Source organism: Thiorhodococcus minor, assembly GCF_010820565.1.
GTDB classification, from domain to species: Bacteria; Pseudomonadota; Gammaproteobacteria; order Chromatiales; family Chromatiaceae; genus Thiorhodococcus; species Thiorhodococcus minor.
The window spans coordinates 1-17,372 of record NZ_JAAIJQ010000100.1 but is presented as its reverse complement, the minus strand read 5'-3'; the positions used below and the strand labels follow the sequence as shown (position 1 = coordinate 17,372).

The following is a 17,372-nucleotide window of genomic DNA, read 5'->3' as shown; positions in this document are numbered from 1 at the left end:
CTCAAGAAGACCTGCCGAAAACTCGGGATTTCCTTCTGGGACGACCTCAACGACCGCATCGGACAGGTCGGAGACATCCCGCCCTTGCCGGACATCGTGCGCGAACGGATCTTGGCCGCTGAGGCTGTGCCGTGAATTATTGAGAAGTTACCTCTATTCGACCCATCCGCGGGATGTGGCGGCGCTCGATGGGCTGCGGCGACAGGGGTTTTCGGTGACCGAGGCGATTCTGCGGCTGCTGAAGGAGCGGGGGCATGGCTGAAATCCACGCTGCACCGCAGAGCATGTTCGAGCACCATGGCGGATCGTCGATCCTGCTCGCGCTTCTACTGTCGGCGGCTGTCACTGTTGCCGGGCTGGTTTGGATGCAGCGCCAGCTGGAGATGACGCTCGCGGTGCGTTCGCCGATCGTTAGTGCTCGACCTGTCCGCTGCCGCGCGCGAGTCCGATCCTGCACGGTTGAAGGCGCTCTTGGACCACTATCGGACAACCGCCGAGCATCTGGCAGGGCAGGGGCTTCTGGTCCTGGATCGCCAGGCTGTCCTGGCTGCCCCAAAGGGTCTGATCCTGACAGATCGGGAGGAGCGGCATGCGGCGCCTTGAGCCTCTCGTGCAACGACCCCGCGCACGCTTCGGAACGCGGGCCGCGCGTCTGCCGATCCGGCGGCGCTCGCGGCGATTCCTCTGGCTGTGGTCTGTCCTGCTGCTCGTGCTCTTGGCCATCGCGTTTTACGGGAGCGCCCGCTACCGCCTTGGTATCGACACCCAGGCACGGGTGAGTCTGGCCCCCTATCGCGTCTTCCTGGTCGATACCTGGCAGGGGCCGGAGGAGATCACCCAGGGCGATCTGGTGGCCTTCCGTGCCCAGGGACTCGCGCCCTGGTTCCGAGACGGCCGACTGCTGATCAAGCATGCGGCGGGGGTGCCGGGAGACTGGGTGACAGTCGATCCCGAGCACACCTGGGTCAACGGGATGCGGATGGCTGACGGACTGGCCCTGGCGGAGACGCTGAAGCAGGATCCCGCCATCTTCCTGCGTCACGAGCGGGTGCCGGTCGAGCACTTCTGGATGCTCGGCGAGACGGCGGACAGCTTCGACTCACGCTACTGGGGCTTCTTGCCGCAGTCGCAGGTCGTGGGGAAGGCGTATGCGTTGTTCTGAGGGGCAATGGGTGTCGGTCCTGATCAGTGCTCTGGCGACCCTGGTCATGGCCGAGAGCTGGGCCGATGGCGCGCTGCCAGATTCGGCACTGCGCGATCAAGCGGTCCAGATTCAGGAGCAGGTGCTGACGGCGCCGCGTCCGAAGTGGCTGATGGAGCAGCAGGGCAACGTGGAGGATTGGTCGGTCCGGTTGCGGGATCTTCGAGCTGCCCAGCAAACGTTGGTGATGCCTCTGAGGTCCGATGTAGAACCAACGGATCAGGCGGGCACCGACACCGATCTGACCGTGACCATCCTGGCTTCCCGCGCACTGGGTGAGGCTCAACTGCGCGAGCTGTTCGCGCAGGCGTCCGGACGGCCCGAGGTGCGGGTGGTCTTTCGTGGCGTGGGGCCGGGCGAATCGCTGGGTGCCTTCATCCGCCAGATCCACGGCCTTCTGCGTGAAGCGTGCAAGGACATCGACAGCGGATCCGTTCCGCGCGCGGAGCTCGACCCACGTCCCTTCCAGACCCCTTTGGTCGAGGTGGCGCCGACGCTGATCGCCACCGATGGGGCTGGAAAGGAGGTCGCCCGCGTCAGCGGCATCAGCCGTCCGGACTGGATCCTTGAGCAGGTGGGGCAGGGCAGGCGCGGTGATCTGGGCTTGCGCGAACCTACCGTCGCCGTCAGCGAGCCCGATCTGATTGCAGAGCTACAGCGGCGTCTGTCCGGCATCGACTGGAGCGCCCAGCGTGACGCAGCGTTAGCGCGCTATTGGGAGCGGGCCTCGTTTTCCGAGCTGCCGACCGCCGAGCAGGTTCGAGCGCGGCGTCTGAACCTGACCCTTGTCGCTCAGGCCGATGTGACCCTCCCGGACGGGACCACCGTGATCCGCGCCAGCGAGCGCGTCGATCCACTCGCCATCATGCCGTTCCGTCGGCGCCTCTTCGTCTTCGATGCCACCGACCCACGTCAGGTCGCCGAGGTCGCGCGCCGTGGCGCGGCGAGTCGGGCCGATGGGCGGTTGCCGCTCTATCTGGCGACCCGGCTGGATCGTGCCGCCGGCTGGGAAGGCTATCGCGCCGTCCAGACGGCCTTGCAGGATCCGCTCTACCTGCTGACTCCCGACGTCCAGCGCCGCTTCCAGATCGAGCGAGTGCCCGCCATGGTCGAGTCGCATGACGGCATCTTGGTGGTGGCCGAATGGCCGCCGGAGGGCTGAGGATGCGCAGAATGCTGAGCTGCCGCTTCCTTCAGGCCGCCGTGCTGGTTGGTTTACTGCTCGCGCTGGCCCTGACCGTGCGCGCCCAGGACGAGACCACCACCGGTCTGGGTAACGCCGTCTGCCCGGATACCGAGCTGCTCGGCCCCAAGCTCATCACCGACATCTGCTGGTGCTGTCTCTCTCCGCTGCGTATCGCCGGGGCGCCGATCGGGGGAGGATCCGTGCCGAGCGGTGCCAGCGACCAGGCGCTGTGCGCCTGCACCGATCCGGCCGGGCTACCGAGTCCAGGTGTGGTGATCGGGATGTGGGAGCCGGCGCGGATCGTCGATAAGACCATTGAGGGAAGCCCTTGCGCTGGAGAGAGAGCGGTGGAACGACGATTTTCAGCCACGATGACGGACGATTTGTTCATCCTCCGTGTGCGAGATGACAGGGATCCCACTGAAAATCAGCAACAAAAAATTCGTTAATACACGTTATGGCGTGCGGAATGTCGGTTCGATGGTCGCAGAGACCACGAAGTCCTCGATCGCCGTTCCCGGCGCCCAGTCGCGGATGAAGGCGCGGCTCGCGTCCTTGGGGCTGATGCGGACGTCGATGAAGCCGCTTCGCTCCAGCATCGCCGTCAGCTCGGCGATCGATACCGCCCCGCCCATACAGCCGGCGTAGAGCGCCTGGTCGTCACGCAGGTGCTCCGGCAGCGTGCCTAGCGCGACCACGTCGGAGATCGCCAGCCGCCCGCCGGGTTTGAGCACACGGTAGGCCTCGGCGAAGACTTGGGGCTTGTCCGGCGAGAGGTTGATGACGCAGTTGGAGAGAATGACATCCACCGTCGCGTCCGCGATCGGCAGGTGCTCGATCTCGCCCAGACGGAACTCGGTGTTGCGGTAGTCGCCCTGAGCGGCGTTCGCGCGGGCCTCGGTCAGCATCGCCGGGGTCATGTCGACACCGATCACCCGCCCGGTGTCGCCGACTTGCCGCGCCGCCAGGAAGGCATCGAAGCCGGCCCCACTGCCCAGATCGAGCATGTCTCGCCCGGCTTGAGCGACGCAATGGCCTGCGGATTGCCGCAGCCCAGCCCCAGGTTTGCGCCCTCGGGGACGGCCAGAACCTCGGCCGCGTCATAGCCCATCGCCTGTGATAAGCCCGCCGTGTCGATCGTCGGCGTCCCGCAGCAGGTCGAAGGACCGCAGCATCCTGCCTCGGCACCTTGGGCGATAACCGCATAGCGGTCTCGCACCACCTGGCGAATCTTGTCATTGTCGAGCTCGCTCATCATCGCTCCTCGCTGGGCGTCGTTTACCCCTCTTGATTAGTCGCGTACCCAGGTCCGCACCTGATCGGGTCCCGGAATACCGCCCGCGTGCACGACCTTGCCGTCGAGGACGACGCCGGGGGTCGACATGACGCCATAGCCCAGGATCTCGGCCATGTCCGTGATCTTCTCGAGCTGGATCTCGACGCCGGCCTCCTTGGCAGCCTGTGCGATCACATTGGCGGTGACCTCGCAATTGCGGCAGCCACTGCCGAGTACCTTGATGTTTTTCATCGCTTCACCTCATGTCAGACAGTCAGTCGCAGCACCCCCCCTTACCCGACTCTTGAACCGGGGGACAGGGAACGTTCCCGTACGAGCAATACACGCAGCAATCGCCCTGCTTCGGTCGAAGGAGCGCATTGCATCGGGGGCACTCCCAGTACCAGGTGCACGCATCGGTCGGCATAGTCTCCTCCCTGGAAAAGCCGCATTCAGGACAGGTGATGGTCGATTGCAGGGTGATGTCCAAAGGGATGAATCTCTCAAACGATCAGATTGAAGCCCCACCCCACCAGGGTGAAGGCGATGGCAAGTACCCCGGCGAAGAGGGCGAGCGCCGGCCAGCGGATGACCTTGCGCAGGATGAGCATCTCCGGCAATGAAAGAGCCGCGACGCTCATCATCAGGGCCAGGGTGGTCCCGACAGCGACGCCCTTGGTCAGCATCGCCTCGGCGACCGGTATGATGCCGGTCGCATTGGAATAGAGCGGGATCCCCAGGAGGACCGCCGCCGGGACCGTCGTCCAGTCATCGCCGCCCAGGTGCTCGGTCACCCAAGCCGCCGGCACGAAGCCGTGGAAGAGCGCGCCGACACCGATGCCGATCAGCACCCAGCGCCAGATGCGCCCCACGATCTCCTTGACCTCGCCGACCGCGTAGCGATGGCGCCCCATCAGGCTGGTGTCCGGCTCGGCCATGGCCGCTTCGCCCATCCGGATCTTCCAGACGTAGTCCTCGACCCAGCGCTCGGGGCGGAAGACCTGCATGGCGATGCCGCCGAGCCAGGCAACCAACAAGCCCGCCGCCACATAGAGTGCGGCGAGCTTCCAGCCCAGGATGCCAACCAGGATGACAGCGGCGACCTCGTTGATCATCGGGCTCGCGATCAGAAAGGAGAAGGTCACCCCGAGTGGGATACCAGCCTCGACGAAGCCGATGAAGAGCGGCACCGAGGAGCAGGAGCAGAAGGGTGTGACCGCTCCGAGGGTCACGGCCATGCCGCGGGCCTGCCAGTCCGGGCGGCCGCGCACAAAGGCACGCACCCGCTCGGGCGAAAGCATGGCGCGCAGGAGTCCCATGACATAGATGACGGCGACCAAGAGCACGAAGATCTTGGCCACGTCCATGACGAAGAATTGCACGGCGTCACCCGCTGCCGAGCCGGGCTTCAGCCCCAGCAGGACATAGGCGACCAGGTTCCCCAAGCGCTCAAACATCGACGGCCCTCCGGTCCTGGCGATCCGATCCGGCCGCAACCTCGGGCAGCGGCCACGACAAGACCCAGGCCGCCGCCACGAATCCGGCGGACCACCACAGGCAGCCGGTCAGTCCCTGGGTCTGATAGACAAGCCCGGACAGCACGGTGCCGGCGAGCCGTCCGCCGGCGTTCGCCATGTAGTAGAAGCCCACGTTCATGGAGACCTTGCGGAAGTCCGAGTAGGCCAAGATCAGGTAGGAGTGCACGGCGGAGTTGATCGCGAACAAGATCCCGAAGAGCACCAGCCCGGCGATTAGCACGGCGCCTTGAATCTCGGCCGCGGACGCCTCGGCGAGCCAACCGAAGTCGGCGCGCGTGAGATCGGTCAGCCGAGCCGCCAGCTCCGGCGCGAGCCCCAGGCCGTGCGTCATACCGAGCGCGATGCCGACGGGGACCAGCAGCAGCACCAGTGCCCAGGCGCGGGCCGTACCGCCGTCGGGTCCTGCGCCCTGATGGCCACGGCGCAGGAGTCCGGGGGCGGCCGCCTGCACGAAGCCGTAGCCGATGACCCAGGCCGCCAAGAAGCCTCCCACCTCCATGAAGGACCAGCCGAGCACCTCGTAGAGGAATACCGGCAGTGCGACGACGAACCAGACGTCACGGGCGCCGAACAGGAAGAAGCGCGCCGCCGACAGCCAATTCACGGCTGGCGTATTCGAGAAGACCTGGGTGAATTTCGCCTTCTCCTTGAGCTTGCCGACACCGGACGGCAGCAACAGCGCCGTGATGGCCAGCACCACCAACAGCAGGCCCGCCAGCACCAGCAGCGCGCCGCGGAATCCGATCCATTGCAGCAGCGCCGCGCCGGCGAAGAAGCCGGCGCCCTTCAGCGCGTTCTTCGACCCCGTCAGGATGGCGACGTACTTGAAGAGCTTCGACTCGCCCGCCGCACCCTGGCCGGTCAGCGACTTGACCGAGGCCTTGGCGGACATCTTGTTCAGATCCTTGGCGATGCCGGAGAGCGCCTGGGCGACCATCACGTAAGGTACTGACAGCCAGAGGTCCGGCACCGTCAGCATCAGCAGCGCGACCACCTGCAATCCCATGCCGATGTGCATGGTCAGGTTGAGCCCGATGCGCGCGCCGAGCCAGCCACCGATCAGGTTGGTGACGATGCCGAACACCTCGTAGAAGAGGAACAGCATCGCCACCTCGAAGGGCGAGTAACCGAGCAGATGGAAATAGAGCACCACCAGCATGCGGATGGCGCCGTCGGTGATGGTGAAGGCCCAGTAACCGGCGGTGACCGTCAAATAATTGCGCGTGGTGGCGTTCATGGATCAGAGGCTCCTCGCCACCATGCGCACGATGTCCATCATGCGGTTCACATAGCCCCACTCGTTGTCGTACCAGGCATAGACCTTCACCTGGGTATCGTCGATGACCATGGTGGATGGGGCGTCGACGATCGATGAGCGGGCGTCGTTGAGATAATCGACAGACACCAGCGGACGCTCCTCGTAGCCGAGGATGCCGGCCAGCTCGCCCTCGGCAGCCGCCTTGAACAGGGCATTGATCTCCTCGGCGGTGACCGCCCGCGCGGCCTCGAAGACGAAATCGGTCAGCGAGGCGTTGAGCAGCGGCACCCGCACCGCATGGCCGTTCAGCTTGCCCTCGAGCTCCGGAAAGATCTTGGCGATGGCCTTGGCCGAGCCGGTGGTGGTCGGGATCAGGGATTGGCCGCAGGCGCGCGCCCGGCGCAGGTCCTTGTGGCCCAGGTCGACGATGCGCTGGGTGTTGGTGATGTTGTGGATCGTGGTCATGCAGCCGTGCAGGATGCCCACCTGCTCATGCATTACCTTGACCACCGGCGCCAGGCAGTTGGTGGTGCAGGAGGCCGCCGTCACCAGATGGTGCTCGGTGGGGTCGTAGCGGTGGTGGTTGACGCCGTAGACGATATCCAGCGCGCCCTTGGTCGGGGCGGCCACGACGACCTTCTTCACCCCTTGCTCGAAGTAGGCCTGCAACAGCTCCGGCTGCTTGTGGTGCTTGCCGGTGGCCTCGACGACGATGTCGCAGCCGGACCAATCGGTCTCGGGGATGGTCTTGTCGCGGCTGTAGCGCAGCGCCTGACCATCGATACGCAGCGCCTCGCCGTCGCCGCTGCAGTCATGCCCCCAAGGTCCGTGCACGGAGTCGAACTGCAGCAGATGGGCGGAGCCCGACGCGTCGCAGGCGATCTCGTTGATCTGGAGGAAGCGCATGTCCGGTGCGTCGCCGACCTGGCCGAGGGCCGCGCGCAGGCCGAGCCTGCCCATGCGGCCGAAGCCGTTGATGCCGATCTTGATAGTCACTGGGATTGCTCCTGTTCTCGGTGTCGGCCGTCACACACGGCCAGGTAGTCGATGTGCGCCGGCACCGTCAGGGCCTTGGGACGCAGGCCCTTGACCAGCCCATCGGCTCGTGCGCCGTCCATCCCCAGCTCGCGCAGGATGAGCGCCGCCATGAGCCCGGTCCGCCCGGAGCCCCCGCGGCAGTGAATGGCAAGACCATTCTTGCGCGACACCAGCGCCATCACAGCGTCTCGATGGGTCGCCCACGCCTGTTCGAACCCATGCCCTGGCGCCGCATCGTCCTCGATGGGCAGGTGGAACCAGCGCATGCCGGTCTCGGCAACCGCTTCGGGCAGGGCCGCAACCTCGAGCGTCTCCAGCTCGTCACTGGGCGTCATGCTGATGACGGCCTCCGCGCCGGCCTGACGCAGCTGTGCGATCGATTCGGCAAGGCCCACGCCCTTGGTGCCCGGACAGGGGGTGAAGATCAGTCTGGCTCCCTCGGCAAGGGGAAGTACGTCATAGGGGTGTGTGGTCATCTGGATCGCTCGACCTCGCGTCGACTCTTCAGTGCCGAGACAGCGTCGGCGGACGCCAACGCATCTCGGATGGACATGGGCGCATCGCCACGGGCTCAGAGCGCGAAATCGCCATCAAGCGGTTTCTCGCCCTCCACAATGGGCAGCGTCAGCGTGTTACCCCAGTGCGACCAGCCGCCGTTGTAGAGGCGCACGTCCGTGTAGCCCAGGTGCCTGAGCTGCATCCAGGCCAGGCTCATGCGGAAGCCGTCGTGGCAATAGACGTAGAGGGTCTTGCCCTTGGGAATCTCGCGATAGAGGGCGGTCAGGGCCTCGTCGCCGAGCCAGGTCTGCGCCTGGGCGTCGGTTCCATCGAGGCTCACGACGTTGACCGCGCCAGGGATGTGGCCCCCGGCGATGGAGTGGCGGATGACCGCGCCGGTGTACATGTCGTGCGGACGGGCATCGAGCAGTATCACATCGGGGTCGCGGCGCGAGACGACGTCATCGTAGACGTCCGTCCATTCCGCGAGCAGATCGGTATCGGCCTCCTTGAGGGTGACGTCGCCCGGTGCCCGTGCGACCGGCTCCTGGCTGAGCTCGTTGAAGGCGGTCCACTCGACCGTGCCGCCGTTGAGCACCTTGACCTGCTCCATCGGAAAGCCGTAGAGCGCGAGCAGAAAGTACAGGCGCGAGGCAAGCGCCGTGCGCGCGTCGTCGTAGAGCACCAGGGTGGAGCCGTCGTTGATGCCCCAGCGGCGCAACGTGCCCTGGAAGGCGTCCTTGGACGGAAAGCGCATCAAGGGGTTGGCGGTATTGTCGCCCAGATCCTTGAAGCGTTGGACCTGCACCGCACCGGGGATGTGGCCGACAGTCAAATAGCGGTGCGGGTGATAACGTACCTCCAGCACCACGAGATCGCCGTCCTCGATGTGCTCGGCGAGCCAGTCGGCATCGACGAGGTAGGCAGGGGCCGCATAAGCCGGAGCGGCTCCGAACGCGGCGATCAGCAGGAGGAATCTCAGGGATTGGATCATGGGTGCTCTCCTGCGATCAGCGTGCGAACATGGACGGAATCACCGGCTCGCAACGGGCATTCCGAGCCGACGAGCGGGATTCGGATGCGCAGTCCGGGCCTGATTGAAACTTCGCTCAGGCGTCAGGCTTGCGCGGCGTGGCGTTCGTACCAGCCCTTGCTTCGGTTGACGATGGCAACCACCGAGAGCATGACCGGCACCTCCACCAGCACGCCCACCACGGTGGCCAGTGCCGCGCCGGAATCGAAGCCGAAGAGGCTGATCGCGGCGGCCACGGCCAGCTCGAAGAAGTTGCTGGCACCGATCAGCGCCGACGGGGCCGCGACGCAATGGGCCTCGCCGACCTGTCGGTTGAGCAGATAGGCCAGACCGGAGTTGAAATAGACCTGGATCAGGATCGGCACCGCGAGCATCGCGATGATCAGGGGCTGTTCCAAGATCTGCTCGCCCTGAAAGCCGAACAGCAGCACCAGGGTCGCCAGCAGGGCGATCAACGAGATCGGTTGCAGGCGCGCCAGGACCCGCTGCAGCGTCGCCTCACCGCCCTTCGCCAGCAGACGCTTGCGCCACCAGTGGGCGAAGGCGACCGGGATGAGGATATAGAGCACCACGGACAGGAACAGGGTGCTCCAGGGCACCGTGATCGCGGACAGCCCGAGCAGTAGTCCGACGATGGGCGCGAAGGCGAAGACCATGATGGTGTCGTTGAGCGCCACCTGCGTTAGGGTGAAATGGGGCTCACCGTCGGAGAGGTTGCTCCAGACGAAGACCATCGCCGTGCAGGGGGCCGCCGCCAGCAGGATCAGCCCGGCGACGTAGGAATCGAGCTGCTCCGCTGGGAGATAGGGGGCGAAGACGTGGCGGATGAAGATCCAGCCCAGCAAGGCCATGGAAAACGGCTTGACCGCCCAGTTGACGAACAGGGTCACACCGACGCCGCGCCAATGCTCGCGCACCCGATGCAGCGCGGCGAAGTCGATCTTCAGCAGCATCGGCACGATCATCAGCCAGATCAGCACCGCCACGGGCAGGTTGACCTGGGCCACCTCCAAGGCGCCGATGGACTGGAAGACGCCTGGGAGGAAGTGCCCGAGCGTGATCCCAGCGACGATGCACAGCGCCACCCAGAGCGTGAGCCACCGCTCGAAAATGCCCAGCTTGGCACCCGCGGCTTGCTTGACCGTCACTTCACATTGGGTGCTCATGACGCGGGGGCTCCCGCATCTTTCTCGGAGAAGGTCGCGCGGCCGATATCGTCGAGCTTCTGCTGGAGCTTGAGTCGGTCGAGGGATCCTATCGGGAGACTCACCAGGAAGTCCTCGAGCGCCAGGGTGTCGCCCATCCAGCGCAACGGAAACACGCCGGGCAGGTCGATCCCTGGCAGGGGCGGACGGATGGACACCGCGCCGGTGCCCAGCAGCAGCTTGTCATAGGGTAGCGTCTCGCTCTCACCTCCGGGGCGGCGCACCTCGACACGGCGTCCATCGGGGTCGATGCGGGTCGCGTGGTGCTTCGGCAGCAGCCGTATCCCCTGGGCCTCGATGTCCGCGGCCTTGCGATGGGCCAGGTCATCGGCCGACGCCACCTCGCCGCTCAGGAAATAGGGGATGCCGCAGATGCTGAAGTTCGGATAGCGGTCGGCGACCACCAGTGTCAGCTCCACTTCGCGATCCAGCTCGCGGGCGCGTAAGGCCGCGCTGATGCCGGCGTCACTGCCGCCGATGATGAGACAGCGTTTCATCGTCAAGGTCTCCCGTTGGCGAGGGCGCCCGCCCCATCAGTGATGGGTCGCTTGCAGCTTGGCCAAGGCGCCCTGGACCACGTTGCTCGGCAGCGACACGTACCACAGGGCGTCGGCATAGGCTTGGCCGTCGGTCAGGACCCAGCCGATCAGCTCTTTGACGGCCCTGCGCTTGGCCTCGTCGCCATCGCCGGTGCGCAGTAGCGCCCAGCTATAGGTCACGATGGGATAGGAGCGGGAACCGAGCGGGTCGGTGACGGTCATGGCAAGATCGTCCGGGATCGCGTCCGAACCGCTGACCAATCCGCGCTGACCGGTCTCGGCGTTCGGGGCGACGAAGCCGCCGGCCCGGTTCTCCAGCCAGGCCAGCGGCAGATGCAGGCGCTGGGCGAAGCCGGCCTCGACATAGCCGATCGAGCCCTCGGTGATCTTGATCCGGCCGGCGACGCCCTCGTTGCCGCGCGCGACCATGGTCCCGCCGGGCCAGTCGATCAGCTTGCCGACCCCGGCGCCCCACTGGTCGCTGATCCCGGCCAGGTGGTTGGTGAAGGCGAAGGTGGTGCCGCTCGAGTCCTGACGGGCGACCACTTGGATCAGCTTGTGCGGCAGCGCGACACCGGGGTTGGCGGCGGCGAGGCGCGGATCGTCCCAACGATCCAGCGTGCCGCGGAAGATATCGACATAGACATCGCGCGGCAGGTTGAGCGGCCCGCTGACGCCGGGCAGGTTGTAGGCGATGGCGATCATGCCGGCGGTAACCGGGAGCTGTAGATAGGGACCTCCGACCTTGTCGGCCTCGTCCGGGCGCAGCGGCGCATCCGTCGCGCCGATATCCACGGTGCCGGCGAGGAAGCGATCGATGCCCTCGCCGCTGCCCACCGAGTCGTAGCCGAGCGTCAGGTCCGGATGATCCGTGGCGTAGACCTCGAGCCACTTGTTGAACATGGGAGCGGCGAACGACGAGCCGGCGCCGCTGATGTGCATGGTGGGTTCCGCAGATGATGCCGCAGGCGCGTTCTCAGCGGCCTTCTCACAGCCGCTGAGCGTAATCAGCGTCAGCGCCGCGAGGAGGCTTGGTAGGGTGTGCGTGATGGCTCTGGCCATGAGGTTCTCCAGATCGGATGGCGTTGACTTAACATGCGGCGCAAAGAATATACGATAATTCATATATTCAAATTACGATATGTTTACGGTCGCACTCCTCCAGTCTGTCCTTGCATCCCGTCATCCATCGCGAGGTGCCTATCGTGGGTCCACTGACTTGGGCGGGTACGGTGCTGTGCGTCTTGCGGCGCGCTGTTCCTCAGGCGCAGCGTTGGGCCGATGGGCGATTGGGCATCCGCGCAAGCGCTTGAGCATCATCGGCGAAAGGCGACTGCATACTTACGCCAGCGGCCGTTTCCTCCAGGACGCGGCGCGCCCAGTCGGGAAGCGCACGATGGATACGGTAGTAGACCCAAAGCCCCTCGCGCCGGTCCGATACCAGTCCTAGCTCACGCAGTTGGGCAAGATGACGTGAGACATGCGGCTGAGCCGTCCCGGTCGCGTGGGTCAGCTCGCAGACGCACAGCTCCTCATGCGCCGCGAGCAGCATCAGGCAGCGCAGGCGGGTATCGTTCGCCAAGGCGGCGAAGAGATCGGTTGGACGAAGATGCATGCGATGGAATATATCGTCATAGATATATATCGTCCAGACAATTCGACGCTTGATCCTCAGCCGATCGCGAGCCGGGCCCATGAGGCGATCGCCGTGATCCCGAGCGTAACCAACGTCACCGGAAGACCGACCCGTGCATGAGCATGCCAGTCGATGCGCACGCCTTGCTGGGCCGCCGCCTGCACCACGATGAGGTTGGCGATACTGCTGATCAGGAGCAGGTTGCCGGCGAGGGTGCTCGAGAGCGCGAGGAGGGGCCCATCGAGCGGCGCATTCGCCACCGGCAGCAAGAGCATCACCGCCGGGACGAGGGAGACCAGATTGTTCAGCAGAGCGCTCGCAGCGAAGAGCGGCGCCGGCGTCTGCAGGTCGAATCCCGCCCCGACAAGCAGGGCCACGGCTTGGGCCGGCAGGCCCGTTTGCTGCAGGGCATGGTTGACGATGAAGAGGCCGACGAAGAGCACCAGGAGCTGCCAGTCGACCAGCCCGAGCATATGCCGGGAATGCAGCCGGCGGCTGGTCAGCAGGAGTCCTGCCCCGGCCAGGGCGAGCAGGTCGCGCGGCCAGGGCACCCAGAGGAACGCGGCGCAGAGCAGGGCGGCCACCGTCAGGCCCTTGAGGGTCTGCCAGCGGTCGAGTGCAACGCCGACATCGTCAGCGCGTCGCGCACGCGGCGGTCGGGCGGACAGCCCGACCTCGTGCCAACGCCCGCGGCTCAGCCAGGCAATGATCGCCCAGGTCGCGATCGAGCCGAGGAGCAGCGGCAGGGTTGCCACCCGCAGATAGGCGCCGAAGTTAAGCCGCAGCACCTCTCCGATTAGCATGTTCTGCGGGTTGCCGATCAGCGTCGCCGCCGAGCCGAGATTGGCTGCGCAAGCCAGGGCAAGTAGGTGTGGCAGCTGGGCATAGCCGCGCGCTCGGCACGCCTGGGCGAGCACCGGCGCCATCGCCAGACAGACGATGTCGTTGCTGAAGACCGCGGAGAGCACCGCGGCGAGTGCAATCACGGCACCCAGCAAGGCGGGCGGAGCGAGCGCTCGGCGATCCAGCCACGCGACCAGCCAGTCGTAGAAGCCGCCCAGGCGCAGTTGCGCCGAGATCACCATGAAGGCGAACAGGAGGGCAAGCGTGGGGAGGTGGACGACCTCTCCGACCTGCGCGAGGGGAACGACCTCGGTGGCGATCAAGGCGATCGCTCCGAGCAGTACCACCCCGGTGCGGTCGAGCTGGAGGAACGGCAAGCCGCCCAGGAACAGGCCGAGATAGACCAGCAGGAAAACAACGACGATGAAGGCGGTCAAGGCTTGAGAGACCCTGCGGCTATATGAAGGCAAGGGCCGAAGCATAGCTGGGCGTCGGTCTCGCGGGCTCAGGTTGGACGTCATCGACTCTCTGGAATGGCCGTCGCGAGCGTCTCGACCGAGGAGCGCGCCGCAAGACCGGTCGCCTGTATGTCGTTCGTCCTCTGCTGCCACGCAAGCGCGGCGGCCTCCTCTGATCGAAAGCGCCTGCAAACCGCGCATGTTGGGCTCGTTGGCTGCCGCTCCATTCCTCGTCGCTCGCCACCCACCGAGGTATCAACTCAACGGGCGCCTGTTGGGCAGGCGCTTCTTTGCTCCTTCTCAGTCCTCCCTGCTCCAGTGACCGCTCTTCGAGCAGCACCGGCCGGTCGCCATGCAGACGCAATTAACCGCTCGGTTCGTCGGAGTAACTTCCGACGACGCACGCGTGAGCGTCCGCTATTCGGGGTTCCCTCGTCGCTGGGCTCAAATAGATCAGTGACCGCTGATGAGACACGGCCGTCGCCCGTAGGGATCAAATAGCACTCTTCCCTGCGCCGAGGCAAACGGACCCCGGCGTCCACTGGAACTGACCTCGGCTGACCGCACGGCAAGCTAGGTGCCCGAGTCCGTCGGCAGCCGAAAGTCCCGGATCAGGGCCACAGTCCAGTAGAGCGTGTAGGCCAGAAAGATCCCAAGCGCGGCGAGGAACAGCGGCTGATCGAGCCGAACGGGGTCGGCGAGGTTGGCCGCGAGGGTCAAGAGCCCAACGGCCAGCAGGAAGAGGAAGAGCGCCGTGCCGAAGGCCCAGAGTCGCTGGCTGAAGCGGGCGATGGTCGCTTCGCGCCGCTCGGGGCTCAGCCAATAGGTGCGGTTGGGCAGATTGACCCAGTGGACTGGCGTTCGGCGCAGCCACGCGGGCGAGAGCCAGAAGGTCAGGAAGAGCAGGGTGTCCAGAGCGAGCGTCCAGAGGACGCTGTCGAGCCGAGCGGCCCAGCCGTCGGCGGCACCGCCCCAGGCGAAATGAATGGCCACCCGCTCCGGTAGGACCAGGGCGGAGACGAAGGCCAGAAGTAGATTGGCCGCAAAGCTCAGGGTGAGCGCGACACGCATGTTTTCGAGACCTCCCATCACCTGAGAAGCGGGGAGCGCCACGCCAAGACGACCCCGTGTCGATCAGACCGGATGGCAAATCTCCCTTCCCCCCTAAACCAGACGCATCATACGACGACCGACGATGTCGTCGAGCCGCGTCGCGCGCTTGTCCCCAGATCCTCTGCATGGAGTTGTGGATAAGCTGTGTCATGTGGCTGTAACCGACTGTCTGCCATGGTCGACGCGGCGACTGGTCGAGAACTGACCGGCTGTGTGAGGCTTGGGCTTCCCCGGAGATGACTGGACTGGCCGACCGCCATGGGACAGCGCGCTCCAACGACACTCGCGCTCCTGCTCTGGAGTGCCTTCACCGGCGCCGCCGGCTTCCCGCTGACCTGCGCCTCTGTCGCGCGGACCGCTGACGCCGAGCTGGCGTCGCACGCCGCGTGCGCGGCCCGCGAGGGCGAGCAGCTGATCCTGGCGCCAACGCATCTTCAGCAGATGCGCTATGAAACAGAGGGACTCGCGAGCGTCTGGGTCGCGGGACGTTGGTACTACGTTTAGCCTTCGGGCGCCGCCTTGCCCGTGGCGACACTGGACAATGGCCCGGATCCCTTCGCCGAGGGGCTGGTCCGCTCCCGACGCGCGGGCCGCATCCTCTATGTCGACGTCCACTTCCGAGAGGTCATCGGCCCGCGCTACGACTGGGGCTGGCCCTTTGCGCAGGGCAGGGCGCTGGTCTGTCGCGGCTGTCGGCCGCTTCAGGACGGCGAGCACAGCCGCGTGAGCGGTGGACGCTGGGGCTGGATCGACCGTCAGGGCCGGGAAGTCGTCCCGGTGCAGCTTCGCGAGGCGCAGGCGCGGGCGCGCTGAGAGCGTTGCGGGGAGCACGCCACGTCTGGCGCTCAGCGGCGCTCAGTGCAACGTCCGCTCCGTCTGCGCCGCGCTGCCGAGGAGCCCGGTGAGCCGCCCGCCGACCTCGCTAAAGCGTGTAAAGCGGGGCGTGGCGAAGGTGCGCGCCCCCGGCGCCTGACGGCTCGCCTTGAGCGGCACCTGTGCCGCCCACATCCCCCGGTCCGTCTCCAACGCGAAGGAAACGCTGTCGATGCGATCCGGTGAGGCGCCGATCGAGCCGTACTCGGCGAGGATGGCTTCATAGCGATGCGCCTGCTCGGGCGGCAGTGTCCAGGCCTCGGTGATGACGAAGACGAAGTCGGCCTGGACCTGCTGGGCGATCTGGCGGATCTGCGCCGCCGAAGCGTCCTTCCCGGCCTCGCCGTCGGTACGCAGCGCGACCGGTTGCACCGCGTGCCGTGCCAGGTTGCCGACGAAGGCGAAGGGGATCAGTGATTCGCCCTGCTCGAGCATGCGCCGGGCCTGTGCGATCAGCGGGGTCAGGAGGTCTTGGTAGGCGTCGGGAAGGGACTGCACGCGGTTGGCTCCTTGGTCGGTGGTATCGGGCGCCGTCTAGAGCGCTGCGGATCGTCTTTCAAAGGTGACCCTTTGGCGCATCAGCATCCTCTGGACGTGTCCTGTCCGCTGAGTTCGCCGTTCGCCTCGCCAGCGCTGTCAGCCGTCGCCGACAGTCCGCGATTCAGCACGGTCTCCAACAGCAAGCGATCCAGCCCAGCGCCATCGAATGGCGGCGAGCGCGGCGGCGGCACCGCCTCCAGCCGTGCCAGCTCGCCCGTGATGAAGGCATCAATGACGGGCTGGGGCGGACCATACTCCGACTCCCGCGCCGAGCGCTTGATCCGGAGCAACGCATCGATGGCCGCGTGCAGTTCCGGATCGCCGATCAGCGCCTCCACCAGGGTCGCGAAGCGCGTCGGCGCCGGGCCGCGTCCCTGCTCGATCCAGAGGGTCGCCAGCAGGGGGCGCAGCACATAGAGATACTTCTTCAGCCGCACCTGCTCTCGGGTGAGGAACTCTCGATGGTTGCGCCGGGCCATGTGGACGTAGTGATGGAAGGATCGCTCGGGCTGGTGGACCTCACGGGCGAGGGTGCGCAGCGCCTCCAGGAAGACCGGATCCGCCCGGTAGACCACCGGCGAGTCGAGCCATTCGATCAGGGTCGCATTGCCCTTTTTCAGCAGTCCGAGCGCCTTGCGCAGCTCCCAGCCGTTGATGTCGAGCACTGCCGTCAAGGGCCGCTCGATGACATCGCGCCCCGGCGCTACCCGCAGGTACCAGGGCAGGGCATGGACATAGAGGAAGCGCACGTCGTAGTCGCTGTCCGGGGAGGCGAAGCCCCAGCCGCGACTGCCCGATTCGCAGGCATAGAGCACCTGGACCCGGTGCTCGGCCTCGATGGCGCGCAGCTGCTCCAGAATCTCGGCGCGGATCGCGGGATCGATGGGATGTTCGCTGGTGGGCTCCATGGGTCGCTGTCTGCTCCTCAAACGGTGAGTCCCTCCAAGCCCCGAACGGTCACCGCTTGGATGGACGGTTGATCGCTCGCCTGAGCGTCCTGCTTGTGCCAGAGTCACTCCCAATGCCATGGACTTAGCGCCTAAAGCTATGATTATGTTACAATAATGCGTCTTCACAGGAACCTTGTAGGAGCATGCCGATGAAGCGTTGCAACGCTATCAGTCTCAACACCGAAGA

22 protein-coding genes are annotated in these 17,372 nt (G+C 66.0%); 5 read left to right on the top strand and 17 right to left on the bottom strand.

The window, feature by feature from the left end:
* The first annotated feature begins 610 nt into the window (after positions 1-610).
* The 3 genes from lepB to G3446_RS22530 are packed head-to-tail and all read left to right on the top strand — an operon-like array spanning position 611 to position 2,836.
* Complete coding sequence (gene lepB, locus G3446_RS22540) at positions 611-1,162, top strand: signal peptidase I (protein WP_342450194.1); 552 nt, start codon at positions 611-613, stop codon at positions 1,160-1,162.
* Positions 1,163-1,172: 10 nt separating this feature from the next.
* Entirely contained in the window at positions 1,173-2,363 is a 1,191-nt protein-coding gene (locus G3446_RS22535) for a TrbC family F-type conjugative pilus assembly protein (RefSeq protein WP_342450193.1), read from the top strand.
* Positions 2,364-2,374: 11 nt separating this feature from the next.
* The gene (locus G3446_RS22530; protein ID WP_245232692.1) at positions 2,375-2,836 is read left to right on the top strand and encodes a TraU family protein; all 462 of its coding nucleotides are present in this window, start codon (positions 2,375-2,377) and stop codon (positions 2,834-2,836) included.
* Positions 2,837-2,842: 6 nt separating this feature from the next.
* Here G3446_RS22530 and G3446_RS22525 read toward each other — a convergent pair whose 3' ends face one another.
* The 15 genes from G3446_RS22525 to G3446_RS22460 form a co-directional block, all read right to left on the bottom strand.
* Complete coding sequence (locus G3446_RS22525; RefSeq protein ID WP_280818875.1) at positions 2,843-3,394, bottom strand: methyltransferase domain-containing protein; 552 nt, start codon at positions 3,392-3,394, stop codon at positions 2,843-2,845.
* Positions 3,319-3,642, bottom strand: a complete 324-nt coding sequence (locus G3446_RS28825; protein WP_280818874.1) for a class I SAM-dependent methyltransferase — start codon at positions 3,640-3,642, stop codon at positions 3,319-3,321. Before G3446_RS28825 ends, G3446_RS22525 begins: the two co-directional genes overlap by 76 nt.
* A 36-nt stretch (positions 3,643-3,678) precedes the next feature.
* Positions 3,679-3,915, bottom strand: a complete 237-nt coding sequence (locus G3446_RS22520; RefSeq protein ID WP_164455510.1) for a thioredoxin family protein — start codon at positions 3,913-3,915, stop codon at positions 3,679-3,681.
* A gap of 22 nt (positions 3,916-3,937) precedes the next feature.
* Positions 3,938-4,153 (bottom strand): GDCCVxC domain-containing (seleno)protein, encoded by a 216-nt coding sequence (locus G3446_RS28375; protein ID WP_164455508.1) that lies wholly within the window; start codon positions 4,151-4,153, stop codon positions 3,938-3,940.
* Positions 4,154-4,166: 13 nt separating this feature from the next.
* Complete coding sequence (locus G3446_RS22510; RefSeq protein WP_164455507.1) at positions 4,167-5,120, bottom strand: permease; 954 nt, start codon at positions 5,118-5,120, stop codon at positions 4,167-4,169.
* Positions 5,113-6,438 (bottom strand): organoarsenical effux MFS transporter ArsJ, encoded by a 1,326-nt coding sequence (gene arsJ / locus G3446_RS22505; RefSeq protein WP_164455505.1) that lies wholly within the window; start codon positions 6,436-6,438, stop codon positions 5,113-5,115. The genes G3446_RS22510 and arsJ overlap by 8 nt, the downstream gene beginning before the upstream one ends.
* A 3-nt stretch (positions 6,439-6,441) precedes the next feature.
* Complete coding sequence (locus G3446_RS22500) at positions 6,442-7,455, bottom strand: ArsJ-associated glyceraldehyde-3-phosphate dehydrogenase (protein WP_164455503.1); 1,014 nt, start codon at positions 7,453-7,455, stop codon at positions 6,442-6,444.
* Entirely contained in the window at positions 7,452-7,973 is a 522-nt protein-coding gene (locus tag G3446_RS22495; protein WP_164455501.1) for a phosphatase domain-containing putative toxin, read from the bottom strand. The genes G3446_RS22500 and G3446_RS22495 overlap by 4 nt, the downstream gene beginning before the upstream one ends.
* A gap of 95 nt (positions 7,974-8,068) precedes the next feature.
* The gene (locus G3446_RS22490) at positions 8,069-8,989 is read right to left on the bottom strand and encodes a sulfurtransferase (protein ID WP_164455499.1); all 921 of its coding nucleotides are present in this window, start codon (positions 8,987-8,989) and stop codon (positions 8,069-8,071) included.
* Between the two features lie 122 nt (positions 8,990-9,111).
* A complete protein-coding gene (arsB, locus tag G3446_RS22485) occupies positions 9,112-10,194 on the bottom strand; it encodes an ACR3 family arsenite efflux transporter (RefSeq protein ID WP_209262580.1) in 1,083 nt (360 codons plus the stop codon).
* Positions 10,191-10,730, bottom strand: coding sequence for an NAD(P)/FAD-dependent oxidoreductase (locus tag G3446_RS22480; RefSeq protein WP_164455497.1), 540 nt, complete (start codon positions 10,728-10,730; stop codon positions 10,191-10,193). Before G3446_RS22480 ends, arsB begins: the two co-directional genes overlap by 4 nt.
* A gap of 36 nt (positions 10,731-10,766) precedes the next feature.
* The gene (gene pstS / locus G3446_RS22475; protein WP_164455494.1) at positions 10,767-11,834 is read right to left on the bottom strand and encodes a phosphate ABC transporter substrate-binding protein PstS; all 1,068 of its coding nucleotides are present in this window, start codon (positions 11,832-11,834) and stop codon (positions 10,767-10,769) included.
* Between the two features lie 199 nt (positions 11,835-12,033).
* The gene (locus G3446_RS22470; RefSeq protein WP_164455492.1) at positions 12,034-12,387 is read right to left on the bottom strand and encodes a metalloregulator ArsR/SmtB family transcription factor; all 354 of its coding nucleotides are present in this window, start codon (positions 12,385-12,387) and stop codon (positions 12,034-12,036) included.
* Between the two features lie 56 nt (positions 12,388-12,443).
* The gene (locus G3446_RS22465) at positions 12,444-13,688 is read right to left on the bottom strand and encodes an SLC13 family permease (RefSeq protein WP_164455490.1); all 1,245 of its coding nucleotides are present in this window, start codon (positions 13,686-13,688) and stop codon (positions 12,444-12,446) included.
* A gap of 594 nt (positions 13,689-14,282) precedes the next feature.
* Positions 14,283-14,780, bottom strand: a complete 498-nt coding sequence (locus tag G3446_RS22460; RefSeq protein WP_164455489.1) for a DUF1648 domain-containing protein — start codon at positions 14,778-14,780, stop codon at positions 14,283-14,285.
* Positions 14,781-15,080: 300 nt separating this feature from the next.
* Between G3446_RS22460 and G3446_RS22455 the strand changes: the two genes are divergently transcribed.
* Positions 15,081-15,326, top strand: coding sequence for a hypothetical protein (locus G3446_RS22455; RefSeq protein ID WP_164455487.1), 246 nt, complete (start codon positions 15,081-15,083; stop codon positions 15,324-15,326).
* Positions 15,327-15,347: 21 nt separating this feature from the next.
* Entirely contained in the window at positions 15,348-15,635 is a 288-nt protein-coding gene (locus tag G3446_RS22450) for a WG repeat-containing protein (RefSeq protein WP_164455485.1), read from the top strand.
* 42 nt (positions 15,636-15,677) lie between these two features.
* On the opposite strand, the gene G3446_RS22445 is transcribed toward G3446_RS22450, so the two are convergent.
* Both G3446_RS22445 and G3446_RS22440 read right to left on the bottom strand, forming a co-directional pair.
* Positions 15,678-16,193, bottom strand: coding sequence for a hypothetical protein (locus tag G3446_RS22445; RefSeq protein WP_164455483.1), 516 nt, complete (start codon positions 16,191-16,193; stop codon positions 15,678-15,680).
* Positions 16,194-16,273: 80 nt separating this feature from the next.
* Entirely contained in the window at positions 16,274-17,143 is an 870-nt protein-coding gene (locus G3446_RS22440; RefSeq protein ID WP_164455481.1) for a nucleotidyltransferase domain-containing protein, read from the bottom strand.
* Positions 17,144-17,372 lie beyond the last annotated feature (229 nt).